At 65.9% G+C, this 22415-nt stretch carries 18 protein-coding genes; 7 read left to right on the top strand and 11 right to left on the bottom strand.

What is annotated here, in order from left to right:
- Positions 1-102: 102 nt before the first annotated feature.
- From QOU61_RS36155 to cobS, 6 genes are all read right to left on the bottom strand, one after another.
- A complete protein-coding gene (locus QOU61_RS36155) occupies positions 103-516 on the bottom strand; it encodes a hypothetical protein (protein ID WP_289655935.1) in 414 nt (137 codons plus the stop codon).
- A 148-nt stretch (positions 517-664) separates the two neighbouring features.
- On the bottom strand, positions 665-1777 hold the full coding sequence (locus tag QOU61_RS36160; RefSeq protein WP_289655936.1) for an NADH:flavin oxidoreductase/NADH oxidase: 1113 nt from the start codon (positions 1775-1777) through the stop codon (positions 665-667).
- Between the two features lie 285 nt (positions 1778-2062).
- Positions 2063-3037: a Bug family tripartite tricarboxylate transporter substrate binding protein gene (locus QOU61_RS36165; protein WP_289655937.1), complete on the bottom strand. Its 975-nt coding sequence runs from the start codon at positions 3035-3037 to the stop codon at positions 2063-2065.
- Positions 3038-3079: 42 nt separating this feature from the next.
- Positions 3080-4156, bottom strand: coding sequence for an esterase-like activity of phytase family protein (locus tag QOU61_RS36170; RefSeq protein WP_289662084.1), 1077 nt, complete (start codon positions 4154-4156; stop codon positions 3080-3082).
- 128 nt (positions 4157-4284) lie between these two features.
- Complete coding sequence (gene cobT / locus QOU61_RS36175) at positions 4285-6183, bottom strand: cobaltochelatase subunit CobT (protein ID WP_289655938.1); 1899 nt, start codon at positions 6181-6183, stop codon at positions 4285-4287.
- 149 nt (positions 6184-6332) lie between these two features.
- On the bottom strand, positions 6333-7331 hold the full coding sequence (gene cobS / locus QOU61_RS36180) for a cobaltochelatase subunit CobS (RefSeq protein ID WP_289655939.1): 999 nt from the start codon (positions 7329-7331) through the stop codon (positions 6333-6335).
- 299 nt (positions 7332-7630) lie between these two features.
- Between cobS and QOU61_RS36185 the strand changes: the two genes are divergently transcribed.
- Positions 7631-8293, top strand: a complete 663-nt coding sequence (locus tag QOU61_RS36185; protein ID WP_289655940.1) for a DedA family protein — start codon at positions 7631-7633, stop codon at positions 8291-8293.
- A gap of 32 nt (positions 8294-8325) precedes the next feature.
- On the opposite strand, the gene QOU61_RS36190 is transcribed toward QOU61_RS36185, so the two are convergent.
- A complete protein-coding gene (locus QOU61_RS36190) occupies positions 8326-8967 on the bottom strand; it encodes a J domain-containing protein (protein ID WP_289655941.1) in 642 nt (213 codons plus the stop codon).
- A 112-nt stretch (positions 8968-9079) separates the two neighbouring features.
- On the opposite strand from QOU61_RS36190, the gene QOU61_RS36195 reads away from it, so the two are divergent.
- Complete coding sequence (locus tag QOU61_RS36195; protein ID WP_289655942.1) at positions 9080-9355, top strand: BolA family protein; 276 nt, start codon at positions 9080-9082, stop codon at positions 9353-9355.
- 31 nt (positions 9356-9386) lie between these two features.
- Here the strand turns inward: QOU61_RS36195 and QOU61_RS36200 are convergent, their stop codons facing one another.
- The 3 genes from QOU61_RS36200 to QOU61_RS36210 are packed head-to-tail and all read right to left on the bottom strand — an operon-like array spanning position 9387 to position 12498.
- Positions 9387-10694: an HlyC/CorC family transporter gene (locus tag QOU61_RS36200; protein WP_289655943.1), complete on the bottom strand. Its 1308-nt coding sequence runs from the start codon at positions 10692-10694 to the stop codon at positions 9387-9389.
- 32 nt (positions 10695-10726) lie between these two features.
- Positions 10727-11875 carry a 3-dehydroquinate synthase gene (gene aroB, locus QOU61_RS36205; protein WP_289655944.1) on the bottom strand — a complete coding sequence of 383 codons (1149 nt, stop codon included), beginning with the start codon at positions 11873-11875 and terminating at the stop codon, positions 10727-10729.
- Entirely contained in the window at positions 11872-12498 is a 627-nt protein-coding gene (locus QOU61_RS36210; RefSeq protein ID WP_289655945.1) for a shikimate kinase, read from the bottom strand. Before QOU61_RS36210 ends, aroB begins: the two co-directional genes overlap by 4 nt.
- Positions 12499-12642: 144 nt before the next feature.
- On the opposite strand from QOU61_RS36210, the gene QOU61_RS36215 reads away from it, so the two are divergent.
- From QOU61_RS36215 to QOU61_RS36235, 5 genes are all read left to right on the top strand, one after another.
- Positions 12643-12789: a histidine kinase gene (locus QOU61_RS36215; protein WP_289655946.1), complete on the top strand. Its 147-nt coding sequence runs from the start codon at positions 12643-12645 to the stop codon at positions 12787-12789.
- A 16-nt stretch (positions 12790-12805) separates the two neighbouring features.
- On the top strand, positions 12806-13753 hold the full coding sequence (gene xerD / locus QOU61_RS36220; protein WP_289655947.1) for a site-specific tyrosine recombinase XerD: 948 nt from the start codon (positions 12806-12808) through the stop codon (positions 13751-13753).
- Positions 13754-13946: 193 nt separating this feature from the next.
- Complete coding sequence (locus QOU61_RS36225; RefSeq protein WP_289655948.1) at positions 13947-14909, top strand: acetyl-CoA carboxylase carboxyltransferase subunit alpha; 963 nt, start codon at positions 13947-13949, stop codon at positions 14907-14909.
- A gap of 291 nt (positions 14910-15200) precedes the next feature.
- Complete coding sequence (locus QOU61_RS36230) at positions 15201-16697, top strand: L,D-transpeptidase family protein (RefSeq protein WP_289655949.1); 1497 nt, start codon at positions 15201-15203, stop codon at positions 16695-16697.
- A 795-nt stretch (positions 16698-17492) separates the two neighbouring features.
- Entirely contained in the window at positions 17493-19400 is a 1908-nt protein-coding gene (locus QOU61_RS36235) for an acyl-CoA synthetase (RefSeq protein ID WP_289655950.1), read from the top strand.
- Between the two features lie 66 nt (positions 19401-19466).
- Here QOU61_RS36235 and secA read toward each other — a convergent pair whose 3' ends face one another.
- Entirely contained in the window at positions 19467-22316 is a 2850-nt protein-coding gene (gene secA, locus QOU61_RS36240) for a preprotein translocase subunit SecA (protein ID WP_289655951.1), read from the bottom strand.
- Positions 22317-22415: the final 99 nt, after the last annotated feature.

A 22415-nucleotide genomic window follows, 5' to 3' on the forward strand; every position in this document is an offset into this window, starting at 1 on the left:
GTTGTTGTTCGCGTCCTGTGGACGCTGCCCGGAAGTACCCGCCTTGGTTGCGGCGGAATAATGGCCTCGCAGGCGCAAGCGGCAGCGACGCCTGACAGCCCTTCACTTCCTGCCGCGCGCGATCGCACCCGCGACGATCTGCATCACCACGCCAACGCTCCAGGCCGCCATGATCGCGACCGTCCAGGCGATGTGCAGGTCTTCGCGCAATATGATCACGCCGACCGACGCAAACGCGGCCAGCGCGGCGAGGAACGTGCCGACGGCGCTCAGGAATTCCGCGGCATCGATGTCACGCGGATCGTCATGTTCGTGGAAGGGCTTTGGCGGCGTGTCGATGCCGAGATAGAAGCCGACCGCGCCGCCGATCATCATGAACAGAATGAAGGCCTGCGAGGTGAAGAAGGAGATGGTCGACCCAACGTGGGCGCCTACGAACAGGCCGCTGGCGGCACCCGCCATCGCAAGGCCGATGCGTTCGAGGACGTGAGCGGATTTCCTGATGCGAAAGCGCATGGCGGTCACTCGCAGGACGCCGGCGCCGGAGTGTAGGACGTTTTGTCACGTCGCGAAAGGGAGCATGCGGAGTACGCCCGATGGAGCTCACTCGCGTGAGCAATACCGCGGCATGGAATTCCGCGCACAGCCTGCGGCGACCGGAGCTTCAGCGCCCGCCGAAGGTCGTTGCGCCGAACAGCGTCTTGTGCGTCGAGGGCTGCGAGCGCCAGTATTGCGGCGGGGCATAGACCTGGCCGCCGAGCGCGGCCGCCGCGTGCCAGCCCCAGCGCGGGTCGTAGAGCATGCCGCGGGCGAGGGCGACCATGTCGGCGCTGCCCGAGGCCACGATCTCTTCCGCGTGCTTCGGCTCCGTGATCAGTCCGACCGCGATGGTGTTGACGCCCGCTTCCTCGCGGATCGCCTTCGCGAACGGCACCTGGTAGCCGGGCCCGAGCGGGATCTTCTGCAATGGCGACACCCCGCCGGAGGACGCAACGATCCAGTCGACGCCATGCTTCTTCAGTTGTTTCGCAAGCTCGATCGTCTGCGCGAGGTCCCAGCCACCCTCGAGCCAGTCGGTCGCCGACACCCGAAAGCCAACGGGCTTGTGGTCCGGGAAGGCGGCACGCACGGCGTCGAACACTTCCAGCGGATAGCGCATCCGGTTTTCGAGTGATCCGCCATATCGATCGGTGCGCTTGTTTGCGATCGGCGACAGGAATTCGTGCAGCAAATAGCCGTGGGCGCCATGCAGCTCGAGGGCGTCGATCCCAAGCCGGTCGGCGCGCCGGGCCGCCTGAACGAAGGCATCGCGGATGCGCGCCAATCCGGCGTCATCCAGCGCCATCGGCGCAGCTTCGCCCTCCTTTTGCGGGACTGCGGATGGCGCCACCGTCTGCCAGCCTCCTTCGGAAAGCGGGATCAATTGCCCGCCCTCCCAGGGACGATGGCTCGAGCCCTTGCGGCCGGCATGGGCGAGCTGCATCGCGATCGCGGCCTTGGCGTATTTGCGCGCCGCGGCCAGGATCGGCCTCAGCGCGGCTTCCGTGGCGTCGTTCCACAGGCCGAGGCAACCCGGCGTGATGCGCCCGATGGCTTCGACATGGGTGGCCTCGATGCAGAACATCGCAGCGCCCGACAGCGCGAGGCTGTTGATATGGGTGAAATGCCAGTCGGTCGCCGCGCCGTCGACGGCCGAATACTGGCACATCGGCGATACCAGGATGCGGTTGGGAAGCTTCAGGCCGCGCAGCTCGATGGGCTGGAACAGGGCGCTCATGCGTGGCTCCGGATCTTGAGGGAAAGCCTGCGTTACCTTCCTAGCCGGTGACAGCTCGCTGCTCAACCGCGCTGCGGGCGGATCACCGTTTCCGGAAACGGGCTAGTGTGGCGGTTCAGAAGTCCGCACCATTGTCGCCGCGAGTTCGTCATGCGGACTTCTGAACCAAGGCCACATTAGTTCAATAAGTTGCTAGTGTCCCTTCGATTCCGAAGTTCGCAAACGAGGGGCCGCAGAATGATGCGAACTTCGGAATCGGGACATTAGCGCATTGCCTGATCGCACCTATTGCTGGATCCCGGCCGCCTTGATGACGTCGAGGTTCGCGACGAGCTCGCGCCGGATCAGCTCGTCCATCTGCTGCGGCGTCATCGGCATCGGCTCGACGCCGAGCTGCCTGAAGCTCGCCTGGACCGCCGGATCGTTGAGCACGCGCATGCCGGCGGCATGAAACTTCTCGACGATGTCGCGCGGGGTCTTGGCCGGCATGAACACGCCGAACCAGATCGCGCTCTCGGCATTCTTCAGCCCGGCCTCCTGCGGCGTCGGCACGTCAGGCAGATCGGCGACGCGCTTTTCGGTCGAGACCAGCAGCGCGCGCACCCGCCCCTCGCGGATCAGCGGCAGCGCGGTGGCGACCGGGCAGAAATAGAAGTCGATGCGGCCGCCGAGGATGTCGGTGATCACCTCGGCGCCGCCGCGGTAGGGCACATGCGTCGCCTCGAAGCCTGCGGCGAGGCGAAATTTTTCCGCGCTGATATGCACGGCGCTGCCGATGCCGACCGAGCCGAAGGAGATCGATCCCGGCTTCGCCCGGGCATCGGCGATGAAGTCCTGCACGGACTTCCAGGGGCGAGCGAGCGGCACGATCATCACATTGGCGCTGCGGCCGATCATCAGCGTCGAGGCAAGATCGCCGGCGGTGTCGAAGGACAGCCTGCTGTAGATCGCCGGCGCGATGGTCAGCGCCGAGGAATTGGCGAGGATGTTGTAGCCGTCGGGCTCGGCCTTTGCCACCAGCGCCGTGCCGAGCGTGCCACCGGCGCCGGCGCGGTTCTCGATCACGATGGGCTGGCCAAGCTCGGCGGCCAGCCGATCGAACACCAGCCGCGGCACCACGTCGGCGGCGCTGCCTGCGCCGAACGGGATCGTGGCCTTGATCAGCCGAGACGGCCAGGGCGCCGACAAGGTCTCGGCCTGCGCGATTGTGCTGGCGAAGAGGCAGGCGGCCAGCAGCGCGTATCGAAGGAGGCGGTTCATCGTCGGCAAGCTTATCGCCGCCCCCGCCGAAATCAATTCCGTCTACTCCACCAGCTTGAATTGCAGCAGCAGCGTGCGCTGGATCATCGAGAAATTGTCGTCCGAGACCAGGGTCAGGATGGTGTCGCCCTCCGCCGTGACATGGGCGTCGATGCCTTCCAGATTGTCGATCTCCTGGCCGAGATCGGCGTCGAAGATGCTGGCGCCGTCGACCACCGCGCCCGGCTTGACCGCGTTCAAGGGGATGCGCCGGATCCGGATGCCGACGCCGGCGAGCAGGGAGAATTTCCGTTCCAGGATCAACAGATCGCCCGAGGCCAGCAGCACCGCGTCGCTGATATCGAAATTGTCGGTCCGGCGGATGCTGAACTCGCCCGGCGACGGGCCGCCGACCAGGAACGCCACCAGGTTGCCGGCGGGGTCGAGGCCGCGTTCGGACATCGCGATCAGCGTGCCGGCGAGCGGCAGGCCCTTGGGCACGAACACCAGCGCTTCCAGCCCGCGGTTGAAGGGAAGCTTCTTCACCGCAGGCGGCATCGGGAAGACTTCACCGCGCGTGCGGGTAAAACCCTTGGAGAAATCGAAGCGCAGCACCTGGTTGACGCGCTCGAGCCCGACATAGACGAAGGAGCCGTCGATCGCGATCGATTCGGAATCGAACCAGCCGCGCGTGGTGATCGGCCGCCCGTCCGGCCCGAGCATGGGCGCGGCCTCGACATCTTCGAGGCCTGCCATCTCGCGCCCGGCATAGCGGATGCGGCCGGTGAACCAGGTGCCCTTGTCGCTGAACGCAATGAAGCGCTCGCCCCTGGCATCGAGCCGGATGCCGGAGAGCCCGCCAAAGCCGCGGAAGCCCGAGGTGAGCACGAGCCCGCTGCGAAACTCCAGCGCGCCGAAGCGCACATGCGAGCGGTCGCGGGGATCGAACGACGGCAGCGGCCGCGCCTTGACCTCGATCGATACCGGTGCGGCGGCGGGAAATTCGTCCCCTGGCAGCGGCTTCGCCGCGGGCTGCGGCGCAAATTGTGCGCGAGCCATTCCGGACGCGGCGGCCGCCGACAGCGCTGCCGAAAATTCAAGGAAACGGCGGCGCGAGCACGCCTCAAGACCGCCGGTCATGGCGGGACGGCGCCGGCGCGCCAGCCCGCAGGCCGCGGGAAAGACGCCGTCATCGCCGGCGCGCGGCACACGCCGCGCCTTGCGAAGAGGCTGCCCTGCCCGCGATGGATCATCGCATCAACGTCGGATCAATGCAGGCGCCGCCGGCGGTCCGGTCCGGCGGAAGGCGCGTTGTGGGTCTCGCTGAAGAGCTCGGCGAGCTTTTCAGTGATGGCGCCGCCGAGCTCCTCGGCATCCACGATGGTGACCGCGCGGCGATAGTAGCGCGTGACGTCGTGGCCGATGCCGATCGCGATCAGTTCGACCGGCGAGCGCGTCTCGATCTCCTCGATGATGTGACGCAGATGCCGCTCGAGATAGTTGCCGGGATTGACCGACAGCGTGGAATCGTCGACCGGCGCGCCGTCCGAGATCATCATCAGGATCTTGCGCTGCTCGGCACGGCCGAGCAGCCGCTTGTGCGCCCAATCCAGCGCCTCGCCGTCGATGTTCTCCTTGAGCAGACCCTCGCGCATCATCAGGCCGAGATTCTTGCGCGCGCGCCGCCACGGCGCGTCCGCCGCCTTGTAGATGATGTGGCGCAGGTCGTTGAGCCGTCCGGGATTGGCCGGCTTGCCGGCGGCAAGCCAGGCTTCGCGCGACTGCCCGCCCTTCCAGGCGCGCGTCGTGAAGCCGAGGATCTCGACCTTGACGCCGCAGCGCTCCAGCGTGCGCGCCAGGATGTCGGCGCAGGTCGCGGCCACGGTGATCGGCCGGCCGCGCATCGAGCCGGAATTGTCGAGCAGCAGCGTCACCACGGTGTCGCGGAACGTCGCCTCCTTCTCGTGCATGAAGGACAGCGGATGATAGGGATCGATCACGACGCGCGACAGCCGCGCGGGATCGAGGATGCCTTCCTCGAGATCGAACTCCCAGGCGCGGTTCTGCTGCGCCATCAAGCGGCGCTGCAGCCGGTTGGCGAGCCGGGCGACGATGCCCTGCAGATGGGCAAGCTGCTTGTCGAGATAGGAGCGCAGCCGCTCCAGCTCGTCGTGGTCGCAAAGGTCTTCCGCCGCGACGACCTCGTCGAACTTTGGCGCAAACGCGTGATATTCCGGCCCGCGCGGCTCGTTCTGCCCGCGCGAATTCGGCCGCGTCGCTTCCCCCGGGGTTTCGTCGTCGCCGAGCTCGCCGTCGTCGAAGGTGTCGCTGGTCGAGGCCTGCGCGCTCTCCATCGCACTTTCGGACATCTCTTCGGTGGTGCTCTGCGCCTGGTCGGCGGACATCTCCTGCGCGGCGTCGGAATCGGGCGAGCCTTCGGCGCCGGACTGATCGTTCTCGCCGTCGGGATTGTCGTCCTGGTTCTCGTCGTCATCGGCTTCGGCATTGCGCTCGTCGCCAAGGTCGAGCGCCGACAACAGGTCGTGCACGAGGTCGCCGAACCTGGCCTGGTCCTCGGTGAAGCGGCTGAGCCGGTCGAGGCGCGAGCCGATCTTGTCCTCCAGGATCGGGCGCCACAGGTCGACCATTTTCCGCGCAGCAGTGGGCGGCGCCATGCCGGTCAGCCGCTCGCGCACCAGCATCGCCAGCGCATCCGACAGCGGCGCGTCGGCGCGGTCGGTGATCTCGTCATATTTGCCGCGGTGGAAATGATCATCCAGCATCGCGGTGAGGTTCTTCGCGACGCCGGACATGCGGCGCGCCCCGATCGCCTCGACGCGCGCCTGCTCCACCGCCTCGAACACGCCGCGCGCCTGCGGATTGCCCGGCATCAGCTTGCGGTGCACCTTCGGATCATGACAGGCGATCTTGAGCGCGATGGAATCGGCATGTCCGCGCACGATCGCGGCGTCGCGCTTGCTCATCTTGCGCGCGGGCTCGGGCAGGCGCGCCTTGCCGGGCGCAAGCCCCGGGCGTTCGGCGGCGAAGGAGACTTCCAGCTCCGGCGTCCTGGCGATCGCCTTGAGGCAGGCGCCCACCGCGCGCTTGAACGGCTCGGTCGGGGCTTCCTTGGCGCCGGTGCGGAATTTGCTGTTGGACGTCGTCATGACAACCTTATGTCGGTCGTCCCCGCGAAAGCGGGAACCCATAGCCGCCGCTGATCAATTGTTCCGAGATTGCAGCCCCATCGCGCTCACGCACATCCTTCACGGAAGTATGGTCCCGGCTCGCAGCTCGCGCCTGGCCGGGACGACAGTCAGGATAGCGCGACGTTGACCGCGGACTCCGCAAGCTCGGCGTTGAAGCAGCGCTGATAGAATTCAGCCACCAGCGGCCGCTCCAGCTCGTCGCACTTGTTGAGGAAGGTGACGCGGAAGGCAAAGCCGATGTCGCCGAAGATCTCGGAATTCTCCGCCCAGGTGATCACCGTACGCGGGCTCATCACCGTCGACAGATCGCCATTGGCAAACGCGTTGCGCGTGAGATCGGCGAGCCGCACCATCTTGTTGACGATGTCGCGGCCTTCCTGGGTGCGATAGTGATGCGCCTTGGCGAGCACGATCTCGACTTCCTCGTCATGGGCGAGATAGTTGAGCGTGGTCACGATCGACCAGCGGTCCATCTGGCCCTGGTTGATCTGCTGGGTGCCGTGATAGAGGCCCGAAGTGTCGCCGAGACCGACCGTGTTGGCGGTCGAGAACAGGCGGAACGACGGATGCGGCTTGATCACCTTGTTCTGGTCGAGCAGGGTCAGGCGGCCGGAAACCTCCAGCACGCGCTGGATCACGAACATCACGTCGGGCCGGCCGGCGTCGTATTCGTCGAACACCAGCGCGACATTGTGCTGCAGCGCCCAGGGCAGGATGCCGTCCCTGAACTCGGTGACCTGCTTGCCGTCCTTGATGACGATGGCGTCCTTGCCCACGAGATCGATGCGGCTGATGTGGCTGTCGAGGTTGACGCGCACGCAGGGCCAGTTCAACCGCGCCGCGACCTGCTCGATATGGGTCGACTTGCCGGTGCCGTGATAGCCGGTGACCATGACGCGGCGGTTCTTGGCGAAGCCTGCGAGAATGGCGAGGGTGGTGGCGCGGTCGAAGCGGTAATCGGCATCAACTTCAGGCACATGCGGGTCGACTTCCGCATAAGCCGGCACCTCGAGATCGCTGTCGATCCCGAAGACCTGCCGCACCGACACCTTCATGTCGGGCAAACCGGTGATTTCCTGCGCTTTGGTCGTGGCGGCGGTCGTCATCAATCCTCCGAGGTCCGGGCCTTCCCGAGACCAGAATCATTACAGTTTGGGCTGCGGATGGGTGCCTTGGACCCTATCAGAGAGCATCAGCGGGCAGAAGCCCGCCCTCCAATCAAAGTTCCTTAAATTTATCATCTAGATAGGGGTCGGACACGGTTTTTGAAAGGCTGCCCTGCGAATCGCGCCATGCTTTTTTCTTGAGGCAGGAAGAGGGCGCCGGCTGCAATGGCACTTTCCAGGCCGCTCGTTACTTATGATAGGTCTGCGCAACCATCGAACGGCCAAGCCAGCAGGGAATTGTGACGTCACTCATCGATCAACTGATTGGGTTCGTTTCGGCCAATGCCTGGCTGGCCTATCTGACGCTCTTCCTCGCGGCGCTGTTGGAAGCGGTTCCAGTGGTTGGCTCCGTGATCCCAGGCTCGACCATCATCCTGGCGCTGAGCGCCTTGGTTCCCGGCGGCGAGTTGAAGCTGCAATGGGTGCTTCTGGCTGCCATCGCCGGCGCGCTGATCGGCGACGGCTCGGCGTTCTGGACCGGGCATCGCGCCCAGAAGGAAATCCTGAACACCTGGCCGTTGACGAATTACCCCCGTGTGGTCGCGCAGAGCGAGGCTTTCTTCCGACGCTGGGGCGCCTGGGCGGTGTTCCTGGCCCGCTTCGTGCCGCCGATCCGCGCCTTCGTGCCGATCACGGCGGGGGCGCTCGGCATGGCGCCGGTACGGTTTTACGCGGTCAACATTCCCGCGATCCTGTTGTGGGCGCCGGCGCACGTGCTGCCGGGCGTGCTCGCGATATCGGCGCTGCACCAATATGCCGGGATGCCGCATCATGGGCTCGGCAAGCACTACTGGATACTCACTGTGATCGGCGGCGCCATCATCGTCGCACTGGCGGCGTGGACGATTCGCCGCCGCCACGGCGGCGGTGCCATCGAGCCCGCAACCAAGCAGTCGCGCTGAATCTCGGACGCAAGAGACTCAGGGATCGCGCATCAGCCCGTGCGCACCACCGTCTTCAGGTAGTTATAGGCCTTGATGATCTCGATCAGGCGGTCCTCGGTCGAGCGGTCGCCGCCATTGGCGTCGGGGTGATGCTGCTTCACCAGCGCCTTGTACTTGACCTTGACATCTTCCAGCGTTGCCTCGGGACCGAGCCCCATCACCTGCAGCGCCTTGCGCTCGGCATTGAAGATCTTGCGCGTCTCGGCCTTCGGCGCGGCCTCCGGACCCGGCCGCCAGCGGCCGGCCCCGTTCATCTCGGCGAACATGCTGAACGGATCGGCGGCGCCGTCGAGGTCGGCCGCGCCCTTGCCCTTGCCGGGACTGCCATTGGCGCCCATCCGCCAGGTCGGACGGTGGCCGGTCAGCGCGTCCTTCTGATAGCGCGCCACCGCATCCGCATTCATGCCGGAGAAGAAATTGTAGGACTGGTTGTACTCGCGAACGTGATCGAGACAGAAGTGCCAGTATTCGCGCGCATTGTCGCGTCCCTTGGGCGCGCGATGCGGGCCCTTGTTCTTGCAGTCCGGCCATTCGCACATGACCGCGGCTTCGCGCGGTTGCGCTGGCTCCTGCTTCGCCTTCCTAGGCTTGACGCGGATGGAGTCGAAGAATTTTGCGGAATCGATCGGCATGGCTGACTTTGACTACGCAACGGCCTCGGCTTCAAGTCTTGACATTGCGAATAGCTTCACTCCGGGCCATGGCATTGACGAAATACGGCGTTGAAGCGTATTGGCGAAGACCATGACCGCCCATGACACTATCACGAACAAGTTGCGCGAAGCTTTCTCGCCGGTGAGCCTCGAGGTCAAAGACGAATCACATCTGCACGAGGGTCACGCCGGCCACCGGCCCGGCGGCGAGACGCATTTCAGGGTTTATATCGTATCGAAGGCGTTCGAAGGGAAGACCCGGATCGAGCGCCACCGCATGATTAATGCGACGCTGGCCGGGGAACTTGCCGGCTCGGTGCACGCGCTCGCCATTCACGCCCAGGCGCCCGGCGAAGGCGGAAGTTGAGTCCGCGACATCAGGCCGCGACGTCCAGCGGCTAGAACGACGTTCCCGCCCGCTTCGGCTTCTTCTCCTCGACCTCGGCCTCCCGCGGCACCGGAACGATGCGCAGCGCCGTGATGCGGTTGCGCTCGCGGCGCAGGACGCGGAAGCGGAAGCCGTGGAACGTAAAGCTCTGCCCGCGTTCGGGGATCGAGCGCGCCTCGTGGATGACGAGACCGGCGACAGTGGTCGCCTCCTCGTCCGGCAGGTGCCAGTCCATCGCACGGTTCAGGTCGCGAATCGGCACCGAGCCGTCGACCACGACGGAGCCGTCGGGCTGTGCGCGCACGCCGGCCACCACGACGTCATGCTCGTCGGAGATGTCGCCGACGATCTCCTCCAGGATGTCCTCCAGCGTCACCAGACCTTCGACTTCGCCATACTCGTCGACGACGAGCGCGAAATGGGTCTTGCGGCGGCGGAACGCCTTGAGCTGCTCGGAGACCGGACGCATCTCCGGCACGAACCAGGGCGGCAGCGCGATGGTCGAGACGTCGATGCGCGAGGTGTCGCCGTCGGAGGCGCGGATCGCGCGCAGCAGATCCTTGGCGTGCAGCACGCCGATGATGTTTTCCGGCTTGTCGCGCCATAGCGGAATGCGGGTGTATTCGGTCGCCAGCACCTCGCGCACCAGATCTTCCGGCGGCAGGTCGGCATTGATCATCACCATCTCGGTGCGATGGACCATGACGTCGGAGACCTGCAGCTCGCGCAGGTCCAGCAGCCCGCCGAACATGTCGCGGTCCTGTTTCTCGACCTTGCCTTCGCTGTGCAGCAGGTCGACCGCGCCGCGCAGGCGTTCGATCGGCGACAGCACGGACTCGTTGGCGCCGATCCTGATGCCGAGCATCCGCATCAACAGCCGCACCACGGCTTCGATGACCGTCAGCAGCGGTCCGAGCACATAAACGGTGACCTTCATCGGCCGCGCGACCAGAAGCGCCACGCGGTCGGGGGCGTTGATGGCGATGGTCTTCGGCAGCACCTCGGCGAAGATCACGACCATCACGGTCATCACGGCGGTGGCGTAGAGCACGCCGACCTCGCCGAACCATGCGGTGAAGATGCCGGTCGCCAGCGCCGAGGCGCCGATATTGGCGATGTTGTTGCCGAGCAGGAGCGCGCCGATCATCCGCTCGCGCATGCCGAACAGGCTGGAAACCACGCCGGCCTCGCGGTTGCCTTGCTTCGACAGCCGCAACATGCTGCCGCGCGAGGCGCCGGTCAGCGCGGTCTCGCTCGCCGAGAAGAATGCCGAGACCAAGAGGCAGCCAATCACGATGGAAAGCGTAAACCAGTCCATGACCTGACGTTCACTTCAATCGGCGTCCGAATTCAGCCTTTCGACGCCAGCTTGGCCTTGAGGAAATCCCGCACCAGCGGTGGCTCGACATTGGGCGCGATCACCGCGCGGCCGATCGCCTCCAGCAGGATGAAGGTGAGTCTTCCCCGCTTGACCTTCTTGTCCTGCGCCATCAGCGCCATCAGCGCATCGGCGTCGGCAAGGCCTTCCTGGGCGAAGCCCGCGATGTCCTGCAGATGGGTCGGCAGGCCGGCCTCAGCAAGATGACGCGCGATGCGCGCCGCATCCTGTCGCGAGATCATGCCGAGCTCGGCGGAGAATTCCGCCGCCAGCACCATGCCGATCGCGACCCCTTCGCCATGGAACAGCCGGTCGGAAAAGCCGGTCGCGGCTTCCAGCGCATGGCCGAAGGTGTGGCCGAGATTGAGCAGCGCGCGTTCACCGGTCTCGCGCTCGTCGCGCGCGACGATCGCGGCCTTGGCACGGCAGGAGGTGGCGATCGCATGCTCGCGCGCGCTGCCGCCTCTGGCGATGTCGGCGTGGTTCTGCTCGAGCCAGCCGAAGAACGCCTCGTCGCCGAGCACACCATATTTGGCAACCTCGGCATAGCCTGATCGGAACTGGCGCGGCGGCAGCGTATCGAGCACGGCGGTGTCGGCGACCACCAGCACCGGCTGGTGGAACGCGCCGATCAGGTTCTTGCCCTTCGGCGAGTTGATGCCGGTCTTGCCGCCGACCGAGGAATCGACCTGCGCCAGCAGCGAGGTCGGCACCTGCACGAAATCGACGCCGCGGCGAACGATCGCGGCCGCAAAGCCCGCGAGATCGCCGACCACGCCGCCGCCGAGCGCGATGACGAGATCGTTGCGCTCGATTTTGGCCGCGATCAGCGCTTCGCAGACCCATTCGAGCGTGGCGTAGCTCTTGGAGCCTTCGCCTTCGTCGGCGATGATCCGCGACGATGCGATGCCGGCCGCGGCAAGCGACGCTTCGGTTTTTTCCAGCCAATACCTTGCGACGTTGCGGTCGGTGACGATGGCGGTGCGCGCACCCGGCCGAAGCCTGGCGATGCGCTCGCCGAGCGAAGCAAGGATGTCGCGGCCGATCAGGATGTCGTAGGTCCGCTCGCCGAGCGCAACGTCGACCACGACGGGTTCGGAATGTTTCAGCGGCGCGGTCATCGTACGGCGCCCGCCACGTTTTCGGAGGCGTCCGCATCCTCGCGGCACAAGCGCGCGTGCAGCGCCTCGAGGCATTCGTCGACGACCCTGTCGTGCGGGACCTCGCGCGAGGCGATGGTCAGATCGGCATGCGAATAGAGCGGCTCGCGCTCCGCCAGCAGCCGGCCGACGGTCGCCTCGGGGTCCGTGGTCTGCAACAGCGGCCGGTCGGCGCGGCGGCGGACGCGCCGCATGATGATCTCGGCATCCGCCTTCAGCCAGAGTGAGACCGCCTTGGCGTGGACCCGGCTGCGCGTCTCCTCGCGCATGAAGGCGCCGCCGCCGGTCGCGAGCACCGCCGGCCCGCTTTCGAGCAGGCGGGCGATCACGCGCGCCTCGCCGTCGCGGAAATGCGGCTCGCCATGGACCTCGAAAATCTCGGGGATGGTCATGCCGGCCGCCGCCTCGATCTCGGCGTCGGCATCGATGAACGGCAATTGCAGCCGCGCCGCCAGCCGCCGGCCGATGGTGGACTTGCCGGCCCCCATCATGCCGACGAGCACGACGAGGCGCGTCCCCAAACGGGACAGGATTTCGGCCTCTCTTGATCCGCTGGCCGGAGCCGGTGCGGCGGTATCGGACATGATATTGCTCAGCTTGCCGCCAAAAGGCGGGCGTTCCGGCCAACCTATACTACCCCCCTTCCGGTCCGTGCCAGAGACTATTGCAAGGGGTCCGCGAACATGATGGATGATTCCCTTGGTTAATTTGCGCTCCCGAGCCCCGAAATGCCGAGCCTGTTCCGATTCCTGACGGTCGTCGCGATCCTCGCGGGCATCGTCTATGGGCTGGTTTTCTCGCTGGCCAATTTCGTCAATCCGAAGCCCCGGGAGATGACCGTGACAATTCCACCGGATAGGTTTCTCAAGAAATAGGGGCTAGCCTTCGGGGATGCCCGCGAGATCCTCCGATACCAAGCTCATCGGCCTGTTCCTCGACATGCTTGCGGCGGAACAGGGCGCCGGCCCCAACACGCTCGACGCCTATCGGCGCGACCTCACCGACTTCTCCGAATTCCTCGCCCGCGGCAAAACCGGCTTCATCAGCGCCGAGACACAGGCGCTGCGGGACTATCTCGCCGACCTCGACGCCCGCGGCTTCAAGTCGTCCAGCGTGGCGCGCCGCCTGTCGGCGATGCGGCACCTGTTTCGCTTCCTCGTCAACGAGCGCATCCGCAGCGACGATCCGGCCGCGATTCTCTCGGGGCCGAAGCGCGGTCGCGGCCTGCCGAAAGTCCTGTCGGTGGCCGACGTCGACCGGATGCTGACGCGGGCCAAGGAATTGACCCAGGCAAGCGATGCGTCGCCTTCGCGGCGGCTGCGCGCCATGCGGCTCTACTGCCTGCTCGAGGTCCTGTATGCCACGGGCTTGCGCGTCTCCGAGCTGGTGGCGCTGCCGCGCTCGGCCGCGCGCAACGACGCGCGCATGATCGTGGTGCGCGGCAAGGGGGCCAAGGAGCGGCTGGTGCCGCTGAACGAGGCCTCGCGGCAGGCGATGGCCGATTATCTCGCAGCAAGCGACGCTGCCGGCAAGAAAGGCGCCGCGCCGTCGAAATGGCTGTTCCCTTCGTTCGGGGAGAGCGGCCATCTGACCCGGCAGCATTTCGCCCGCGACCTCAAGGAGCTTGCAGCGGTATCCGGCCTTTCGCCGCGGCTGGTGTCGCCGCATGTGCTGCGGCACGCCTTCGCCAGCCACCTGCTGCACAACGGCGCGGATTTGCGCATCGTGCAGACCCTGCTCGGCCATACCGACATCTCGACCACGCAGATCTACACCCATGTGGTCGAGGAACGCCTCAAGAGTCTGGTGCGCGACCTGCATCCGCTTGCGGAGAAATAGCCGCAAGGCCAATCGCGCGCCTTGACTTCCGCGCGCATCTCTCGTGAAAGGAGCGTGAAGCCTTCAGGGGCGCAACGCCCGAACCCGCCCTTCCTCCCACCCGGAATGCACCTAACCCCTTGAACATGCGCGCTTTCCGCAAGCCGACCGAAACCGCTTCGCGCCCCCGCGGGTTGTTCCCTATATTGCCTTGATGTCCGACCAGATGCGTTCCTATCTCGATTTCGAAAAGCCCGTTGCCGAACTCGACTCCAAGGTCGACGAATTGCGTGCGCTCGCCGCCTCCGGCAGCGACATCGGCGAGGAGATTTCGCGCCTGGAGGACAAGTCGCGGCAATCGCTCGCCGACCTCTATGCCAACCTGACGCCATGGCAGAAGACGCTGGTGGCGCGGCATCCGCAGCGGCCGCATCTGACCGACTTCATCAATGGCCTGATCACCGACTTCACCCCGCTCGCGGGCGACCGCAAGTTCGGCGAGGACGCCGCCCTGATCGGCGGCTTCGGCCGCTTCGGCGGCGAAAGCATCTGCGTGGTGGGCCAGGAGAAGGGCGCCACCACCGATTCGCGCATCAAGCACAATTTCGGCATGGCGCGCCCGGAAGGCTACCGCAAGGCGGTGCGGCTGATGGAAATGGCCGAGCGCTTCGGCATTCCCGTGCTGTCGATCGTCGATTCCGCCGGCGCCTATCCCGGCATCGGCGCCGAGGAGCGCGGCCAGGCCGAGGCGATCGCGCGCTCCACCGACGCCTGCCTGTCGCTCGGGGTGCCCAATGTCGCGATCATCACCGGCGAAGGCATGTCAGGCGGCGCGATCGCGATCACCACGGCCAACAAGGTGTTGATGCTCGAACACGCGATCTACAGCGTGATCTCGCCGGAGGCGGCATCCTCGATACTGTGGCGCGACGGCACCAAGGCGCAGGAAGCCGCCACCAGCATGAAGATCACCGCGCAGGACATGCTGCGATTCGGCGTGATCGACACCATCCTGAAGGAGCCGGCCGGCGGCGCCCACCGCGACCCCGCAGCGATGATCGCGACCACGGGGGAAGCGATCGCGGCCGCCTTCACCGAGCTGCGGAACCTCGACGCTGACATGATCCGCAGGCAACGGCGGCAGAAATTCCTGGAGATCGGCCGAAAACTCGGCTGAACCGGCCTTATTCCCGGCGGGCCAGGCAATTAACCCGATGTTTACGCTCTTTTTTCGCCCGAAATGACCAATTCGGCCGCAATTAGGCCAAGCCTGCTGTTTAGTTCCTGTTGACCATGGCTTTCGGGGAACCGGGTTCGCGGCCTTGTTCGGGTTGCGGGAAGGGGGACCTTAAGGCTAATATTTTAGTCAATGCTTCAGGGCATGAACGCTAGGGCACGATCCGACCAGATCATGCCTGAACGACGAGTTGGGGTCGCGTGAAATGCCCGGTGGGTGTGGAGCTTTGCATTGATCGTCCGCTCGCTGGTTCGCGCGCTTCTCGCCTCGGCTGCGCTTGGCGCAGGCGTGCTGTTGGCCGGTTGCAACAGCGACGAGATCTCGCTCGCCAGCAATGCCAAGGCCAACCAGCCGGTTCCGCCGAAGCTCGTCGCCGCGATGACCGAGAAGGACATGGATCCGCAGTCGCCGATCCTGGTCCGCCTGTTCAAGCAGGAAGCCGAGCTCGAGGTGTGGAAGCAGGCGCGCTCCGGCCGGTTCGAGCTGCTGAAGACCTATCCGATCTGCCGCTGGTCGGGCGATCTCGGCCCCAAGGTGCGCGAAGGCGACCGCCAGGCGCCGGAAGGTTTCTATTCGATTTCGCCGGGCCAGATGAACCCGCAATCGGCCTACTACCTCTCCTTCAACACCGGCTATCCCAACGCCTATGACCAGTCGCTCGGCCGCACCGGCTCGCAGCTGATGGTGCATGGCGACTGCTCGTCGCGCGGCTGCTACGCGATGACCGACGAGCAGATCGCCGAAATCTACTCGCTCGGTCGCGAGTCCTTCTTCGGCGGGCAGAAGGCGTTTCAGCTGCAGGCCTATCCGTTCCGGATGACGCCGGTGAACATGGCCAAGCACCGCAACAATCCGAACATGCCGTTCTGGAAGATGATCAAGGAAGGCTACGATCACTTCGAGATCACGCGTCAGGAGCCGAAGGTCGACTTCTGCGAGAAGAAATATGTGTTCGACGCGGCGCGCCCGCCGAACGCGACGCGCGATCCGGTGTTCCAGGCCTCCGCGAAATGCCCGGCCTATGTGGTCCCCGACGAGATCACGGAGGCGATGCGCCAGCGGCAGCAGGAAGAGCAGACCGAATACGCCAAGCTGGTCGCCAAGGGCACGCCCGTCGCCCGGCTCAACAGCGGCATCGACGGCGGCATGAACCAGATCTTCGCCTCGCATGTGCCGAACGGCAGCACCGGCCTTTCCGAGGGCGGCGACGGCCAGGGCTTGTCGCTGGTCGCGATGTCGCGCGCGCCCGGCACCATCCCCCCGACCGTCAACCCGCCGCGCGCGCCCTACGCGCCGACCGAAGAGCCCGCCGTGGCCGCCGCGCCGAGCCAGCCGGCCGCTGCGCCAGCGACCCGCGTCGCGTCCGCCACACCCGCCACGCAGCAGTCGGAGGGCGGCTTCTTCTCCGGCCTTGCCCGCAAGATGGGAATCGGCGCCACCGCCGACACGACGACCACCGCCGCAACAACGCCCGCGCCTGCTCCCGCCAAGCCGAAGGCCGAAAGCAAGCCGTCGCTGGCGAAGCTGATCACCGGCAAACCTGCGGAGAGCAAGGCCGCCGAAAGCAAGCAGGCCGCTGCCCGGCCGCCGTTCAAGCCGTCGATCACGGATAATCCGGCGCCGGCAGCCGAGGCCGCCGCACCCGCGCCGAAGGATACCAAGGTCGCCGGCTCCGCGCCGATCGTCTCGGCGAACTCGTTCGAGAGCCGCTTCTCGGCCGCGAAGTAAGGCCGCCTGCCTCACGCGCGGCAGCATCGCATCCAAGCCAAAATTTCAAAGAGCAGCGTCGTCATTGCGAGGCACAGGTCCACGCTCTCGCCGCGCTTGCTGCGCCCGAGCCTTGCGTCAGAACCACCCCCGATGGGAGGGCGCAGGGAACGCCGGGTGTCTTGGCGCACCCGCAGCCTCGTGTGCAGCAAAGAAAAGCACACGAGTTAGTCACCACAGGTACAGCCTCAAACACCGGCATTCCCTGCGCGATGGTTTGAACGGTTTCCTTCGTGCTCTCCCCGGTGTCCATGACTTCTTAGTCACCGTCGCCCACAGATCATCATCCGTAAACTTAGCACCAGCCCAGGGGTGCCAGAACCACACGACTTTGCCGTCCGCATCTCGCGCGTTCGTCTGTCCCGCGCTCATTGCGTCCATCGCATCCTGCTCCAACGTTCGTGACGACGCGTACGCCCCTCTCACCGGTGCAGGACGCGCCGAGTGAAGCCACTGATTTGCCCGACGCAACAAGCGGAATATTTTTCGCGCGAGGACTGGACAGGAATCTTGTGTGACTGCCCGTCGGGCAAAACAGTCCTCAAGCGATGCTCGGACCTTGGCAGCCGCCCGGATGCGGCGCGTGCCCGATGGCTTGCGCCGACACGCTTCGCCGCACCAAATTATCAATGGCGTTCTCCGCGCACGATCGCGTAATCTTCTCCCATTGGAGAAGCCCGCGCGGCGCTGCGAAAGGACCGGCAAGACCGGTCCAGGCGGCGGCCAAAGCAAGCGAGCACCAGGAGGGGGAAAACAATGAGCGGCATACACCTGCTCGATCGCTTGATCGGCGACGCCTATCCAAGCTTTGCGACCGACGCCGATGTCCGCGCGTTCGAGCAAGTCCCGTACCGGGACCGCATCGCGGCCGCGAGCACCTATGACGCCATCAAGCTCGGTGCGGCGAAAAATCCCGACGCACCGGCGATCCAGTTTCTCGCCAACGCCGATCCGGCCGACACCCCTGTCGTGATCAGCTACCGCGACTTCGTCGCGCGCGTCACGCAGGCGGCCAACCTGTTTCATTCGCTCGGCGTCGGGCCCGGCGACGTCGTGAGCTTCCTGCTGCCGCTGCTGCCCGACGCCTTCGTCACGCTGTTCGGCGCCGAAGCCGCCGGGATCGCCAACCCGGTCAACCCGCTGCTCGAGCCGCATCAGATCGCGGAAATCCTCGATGCCGCACGCACCAAGATTCTGGTCGCGCTCGGCCCGATGCCGGGCACCGACATCTGGCAGAAGGTCGAAGCGGTGCGCAAGGATCTGAAGCACCTCAAGGCCATCGTGCAGGTGCACGGGCCTGGCGATCCCGCGAACGGGATCTACTCCTTCGCCGAGCTGATCAAGGCAGAACCCACCGACCGCCTGGTCAGCGGCCGGCAGATTTCCAGCGACGACATCGCAGCCTATTTCCACACCGGCGGCACCACCGGCACGCCGAAGCTGGTGCGTCACACCCATGCCAACCAGGTCTACCAGGCCTGGGCCTGCAACCTGATGCTGAGATCGAATGCCGGCATGAACCTGCTGTTCGGCATGCCGCTGTTCCATGTCGGCGGCTCGCTCACGCAGGCGCTCGCCACCCTCACATGCGGCAACTGCCTGGTCGTGCTGTCGCCGTCGGGATGGCGCAATCCAGCATCGATCAAGAACATCTGGGCGCTGATCGAGCGCTTCAGGCCGGAGGCGCTGTCGGGCGTGCCGACCGTGCTCGCCGCATCGCTGAGCGTGCCGCCAGGCAAAGCCGATATCTCCAGCCTGAAATATGCCGCGGCAGGCGGATCGGCGATCCCCGTCGCGGTCGGCCAGGCGATCCAGGACAAGTTCGCGCTCCCCGTCGTCGAGGTCTACGGCATGACCGAGACCTCGAGCGTCCACACGATTGCCTATGCGGACCGGCCGATCCGGCTCGGCTCGGCGGGCCTGCCGATCCCGTATAGCCGCGTGCGCATCGTCAAGCTCGATGCCGACGGCAGGCTCGAGCGCGACTGCGCCGTCGACGAGATCGGCGTCGTGATCATGGCGGGGCCGGGCGTGTTCAGCGGCTACCTGCACGACGCGCACAATGCCGGCGCGTTCGTCGACGGCAACTGGGTCAATTCAGGCGACCTCGGCCGGCTCGACGCCGACGGCTATCTCTGGATCACCGGCCGCGCCAAGGATCTCGTGATCCGCGGCGGCCACAACATCGATCCCGCGCCGGTCGAGGAGATCATGTTCCAGCATCCGGCGGTGGGACTCGCCGCCGTGGTCGGCCAGCCCGATGCCTATGCCGGCGAGCTGCCGGTCGGCTATGTGCAGTTGAAGCCCGGCGCGAGCGTCCAACCCGGCGAGCTCGAAACCTGGGTCCGCGAGCGCACGCCGGAGCGCGCCGCCGTTCCCGTGCAGGTGATCCCGATCGATCCGATGCCGCTCACCGGGGTGGGCAAGGTATTCAAGCCGCGGCTGCGCTGGGACGCGGCGGCCCGCGTGTTCGCGAACGTGCTCGCGCCGCTGCGCGAACGCGGCATCGACTGCAACGTCGAGGTCGGTCCGCACGGCAGCCACGGCTCGATTGCGACGGTGACGCTGGCGCGCGTGCCCGAAGCGCAGCGCGAGGCGATCGCCAACGAGGTGCACACGCTGCTGGCGCCATTCGTGATGCGGCACGAGGTGGTGTTCGGCTAGCGGGCCAAGGCCGGATCATCCCTCCCCTCGTGGGGAGGGATGACGCTGCGCTCGCGGCGCTAGCGCTTAAGCGTACTTGCCGTGGCAGTGCTTGTATTTCTTGCCACTGCCGCAGGGGCAGTCCTCGTTGCGGCCGACCTTGCCCCAGCTTGCGGGATTGTTCGGGTCGCGGTTGGCAGCGGTCTCGCGGCCACCGTTCGCCGGCACCAGCGAAACATTCGCGAACGCCATCTCGTCCTCGCCGGTGCTGGGATCGAGCTTGTGCACTTCCATCTCGGGGAGCGTCGGCTGCTGCTGCTCCGGCGGCACGATCTCGACCCGCATCAGCTGCGCGGTGACCGCCTCGCGCAGATGCGCGCTCATCTCCTGGAACAGGTTGAACGCCTCGGTCTTGTACTCCTGCAACGGATCGCGCTGGCCGTAGCCGCGCAGGCCGATCACCTGGCGCAGATGGTCGAGCATGACCAGATGCTCGCGCCACAGATGGTCCAGCGTCTGCAGCAGGATGGTCTTCTCGACGTAGCGCATCACGTCGGGGCCCCATTGCGCGCTCTTGGCCGCCATGTGCTCGTCGACGCGCGTCTCGATGCGGTTGAGCAGTTCCTCGTCGGCGATGCCCTCTTCCTTGGCCCATTCGTCGACCGGCAGATCGATGTCGAGCACGCGCCGCAGCTCTTCCTTCAGCCCGGCCGTGTCCCACTGCTCGGCATAGGCATGCTCGGGCACGTGCTTGGCGACGAGGTCCTCGGTGAAGGCGTGGCGCATGTCGGCCACCGTCTCGGCGACGCTCTCGTCCTTCATCAGGTCGACGCGCTGGTCGAAGATCACCTTGCGCTGGTCGTTCTGGACGTTGTCGAACTTGAGCAGGTTCTTGCGGATGTCGAAGTTGCGCGCCTCGACCTTCTGCTGCGCCTTCTCCAGCGCCTTGTTGATCCAGGGATGGATGATGGCCTCGCCCTCCTTCAGGCCGAGCCGCTGCAGCATGCTGTCGAGCCGGTCGGAGCCGAAGATGCGCATCAGGTCGTCTTCGAGCGACAGGAAGAACTTCGAGCGCCCGGGGTCGCCCTGGCGGCCCGAACGGCCGCGGAGCTGGTTGTCGATGCGCCGCGACTCGTGGCGCTCGGAGCCGATGATGTAGAGGCCGCCCGGCTTGGTCACGGTCTTGGCGGGCTTGGAGCCCTTGGCCGGCTCGATCTCGACCTCCTCTTCCGCCTTCAGCACGATCTCGCGGAAGCGCTCGACGTCGGCCTTGATCCGCTCGATCCGCGCCGCCTTCTCGGCCTCGTCGGTGATATCAGCGGTTTCCTGCTGGATGCGCATCTCGAGCGAGCCACCGAGCTTGATGTCGGTGCCGCGGCCGGCCATGTTGGTCGCGATCGTGATCGCGCCGGGCACGCCGGCTTCCGCCACGATATAGGCTTCCTGCTCGTGGAAGCGCGCGTTCAGCACCGCGAACAGCTTGGACTGCTTGCCGGCGCGCGCCGCGGCATAAAGCTTCTCCATCGCGCTGTCCTTGCCGAAGTCGATCTGCTTGTAGCCGTGCTGCTTCAGGAACTCGGCGAGGATTTCCGACTTCTCGATCGAGGCGGTGCCGACCAGCACCGGCTGCATGCGCTTGTTGGCGCGCTCGATCTCGGCGAGGATCGCCACGTATTTTTCCTTCTGCGTGCGATAGACCTCGTCGTCCTCGTCGAGGCGGGCCACCGGCAGGTTGGTCGGGATCTCGACGACGTCGAGCTTGTAGATGTCGAAGAATTCGTCGGCTTCGGTCGCCGCGGTGCCGGTCATGCCCGCGAGCTTGGCGTACATGCGGAAATAGTTCTGGAAGGTGATCGAGGCCAGCGTCTGGTTTTCCGGCTGCACCGGCTGGTGCTCCTTGGCCTCCAGCGCCTGGTGCAGGCCTTCCGAATAGCGCCGGCCCGGCATCATGCGGCCGGTGAACTCGTCGATGATCACGACCTCGTCGTTGCGGACGATGTAGTCCTTGTCGCGCGTGAACAGCGTGTGGGCGCGCAGCGCCTGGTTGACGTGGTGCACGACCGAGACGTTCTCGATGTCGTAGAGCGACTCGCCCTTCAGGAGGCCGGCGTCGCGCAGCAGCGTCTCCATCTTCTCCATGCCGGCTTCGGTCAGCGTCACGGTGCGCTGCTTCTCGTCGACGTCGTAGTCGCTCTTCTCGAGCCTGGGGAAGAAGGTGTCGATGGTGTTGTAGAACTCGGAGCGGTCGTCGAGCGGGCCGGAGATGATCAACGGCGTCCGCGCCTCGTCGATCAGGATCGAGTCGACCTCGTCGACGATCGCGAAGAAGTGCCCGCGCTGGACCATGTCCTCCAGGCGGTACTTCATGTTGTCGCGCAGATAGTCGAAGCCGTATTCGTTATTGGTGCCGTAGGTGATGTCGCAGGCATAGGCCAGCTTGCGCTCGGGATCGTCGAGGCCGTGGACGATGACGCCGGTGGTCATGCCGAGGAAGGAATAGATCTGGCCCATCCAGGCCGCGTCGCGGCGGGCGAGGTAGTCGTTGACGGTGACGACGTGGACGCCCTTCCCCGCCAGCGCGTTGAGATAGACCGCCAGCGTCGCCACCAGCGTCTTGCCTTCGCCGGTCTTCATCTCGGCGATATCGCCCTCATGCAGCACCATGCCGCCGATCAGCTGCACATCAAAATGGCGCTGGCCCAGGGTGCGCTTGGCCGCCTCGCGCACAGTGGCGAAGGCCGGAACCAGGATGTCGTCGAGCGTCTTGCCCTCAGCGAGCTGCGCCTTGAACTCGGCGGTACGCGCCTTCAGCGCCTCGTCCGACAGCGCGGCAAGCTCCGCCTCCATCGCATTGATGGCGTTGACGCGGGACTGGTAGCCCTTGACCCGCCGGTCATTGGCGGAGCCGAAGAACTTGCGGGCGAGCGCGCCGATCATGCCGAATTCCTGTCGTTAACTTTTTGTTTTGCCGAGACGTTATGACCCGGTGTCCCGGTTCTCGCATTCGCATCCGCTGGCGGCGGGCACACCTGCGAA

Source organism: Bradyrhizobium sp. NP1 (genome assembly GCF_030378205.1).
Classification (GTDB): Bacteria; Pseudomonadota; Alphaproteobacteria; order Rhizobiales; family Xanthobacteraceae; genus Bradyrhizobium.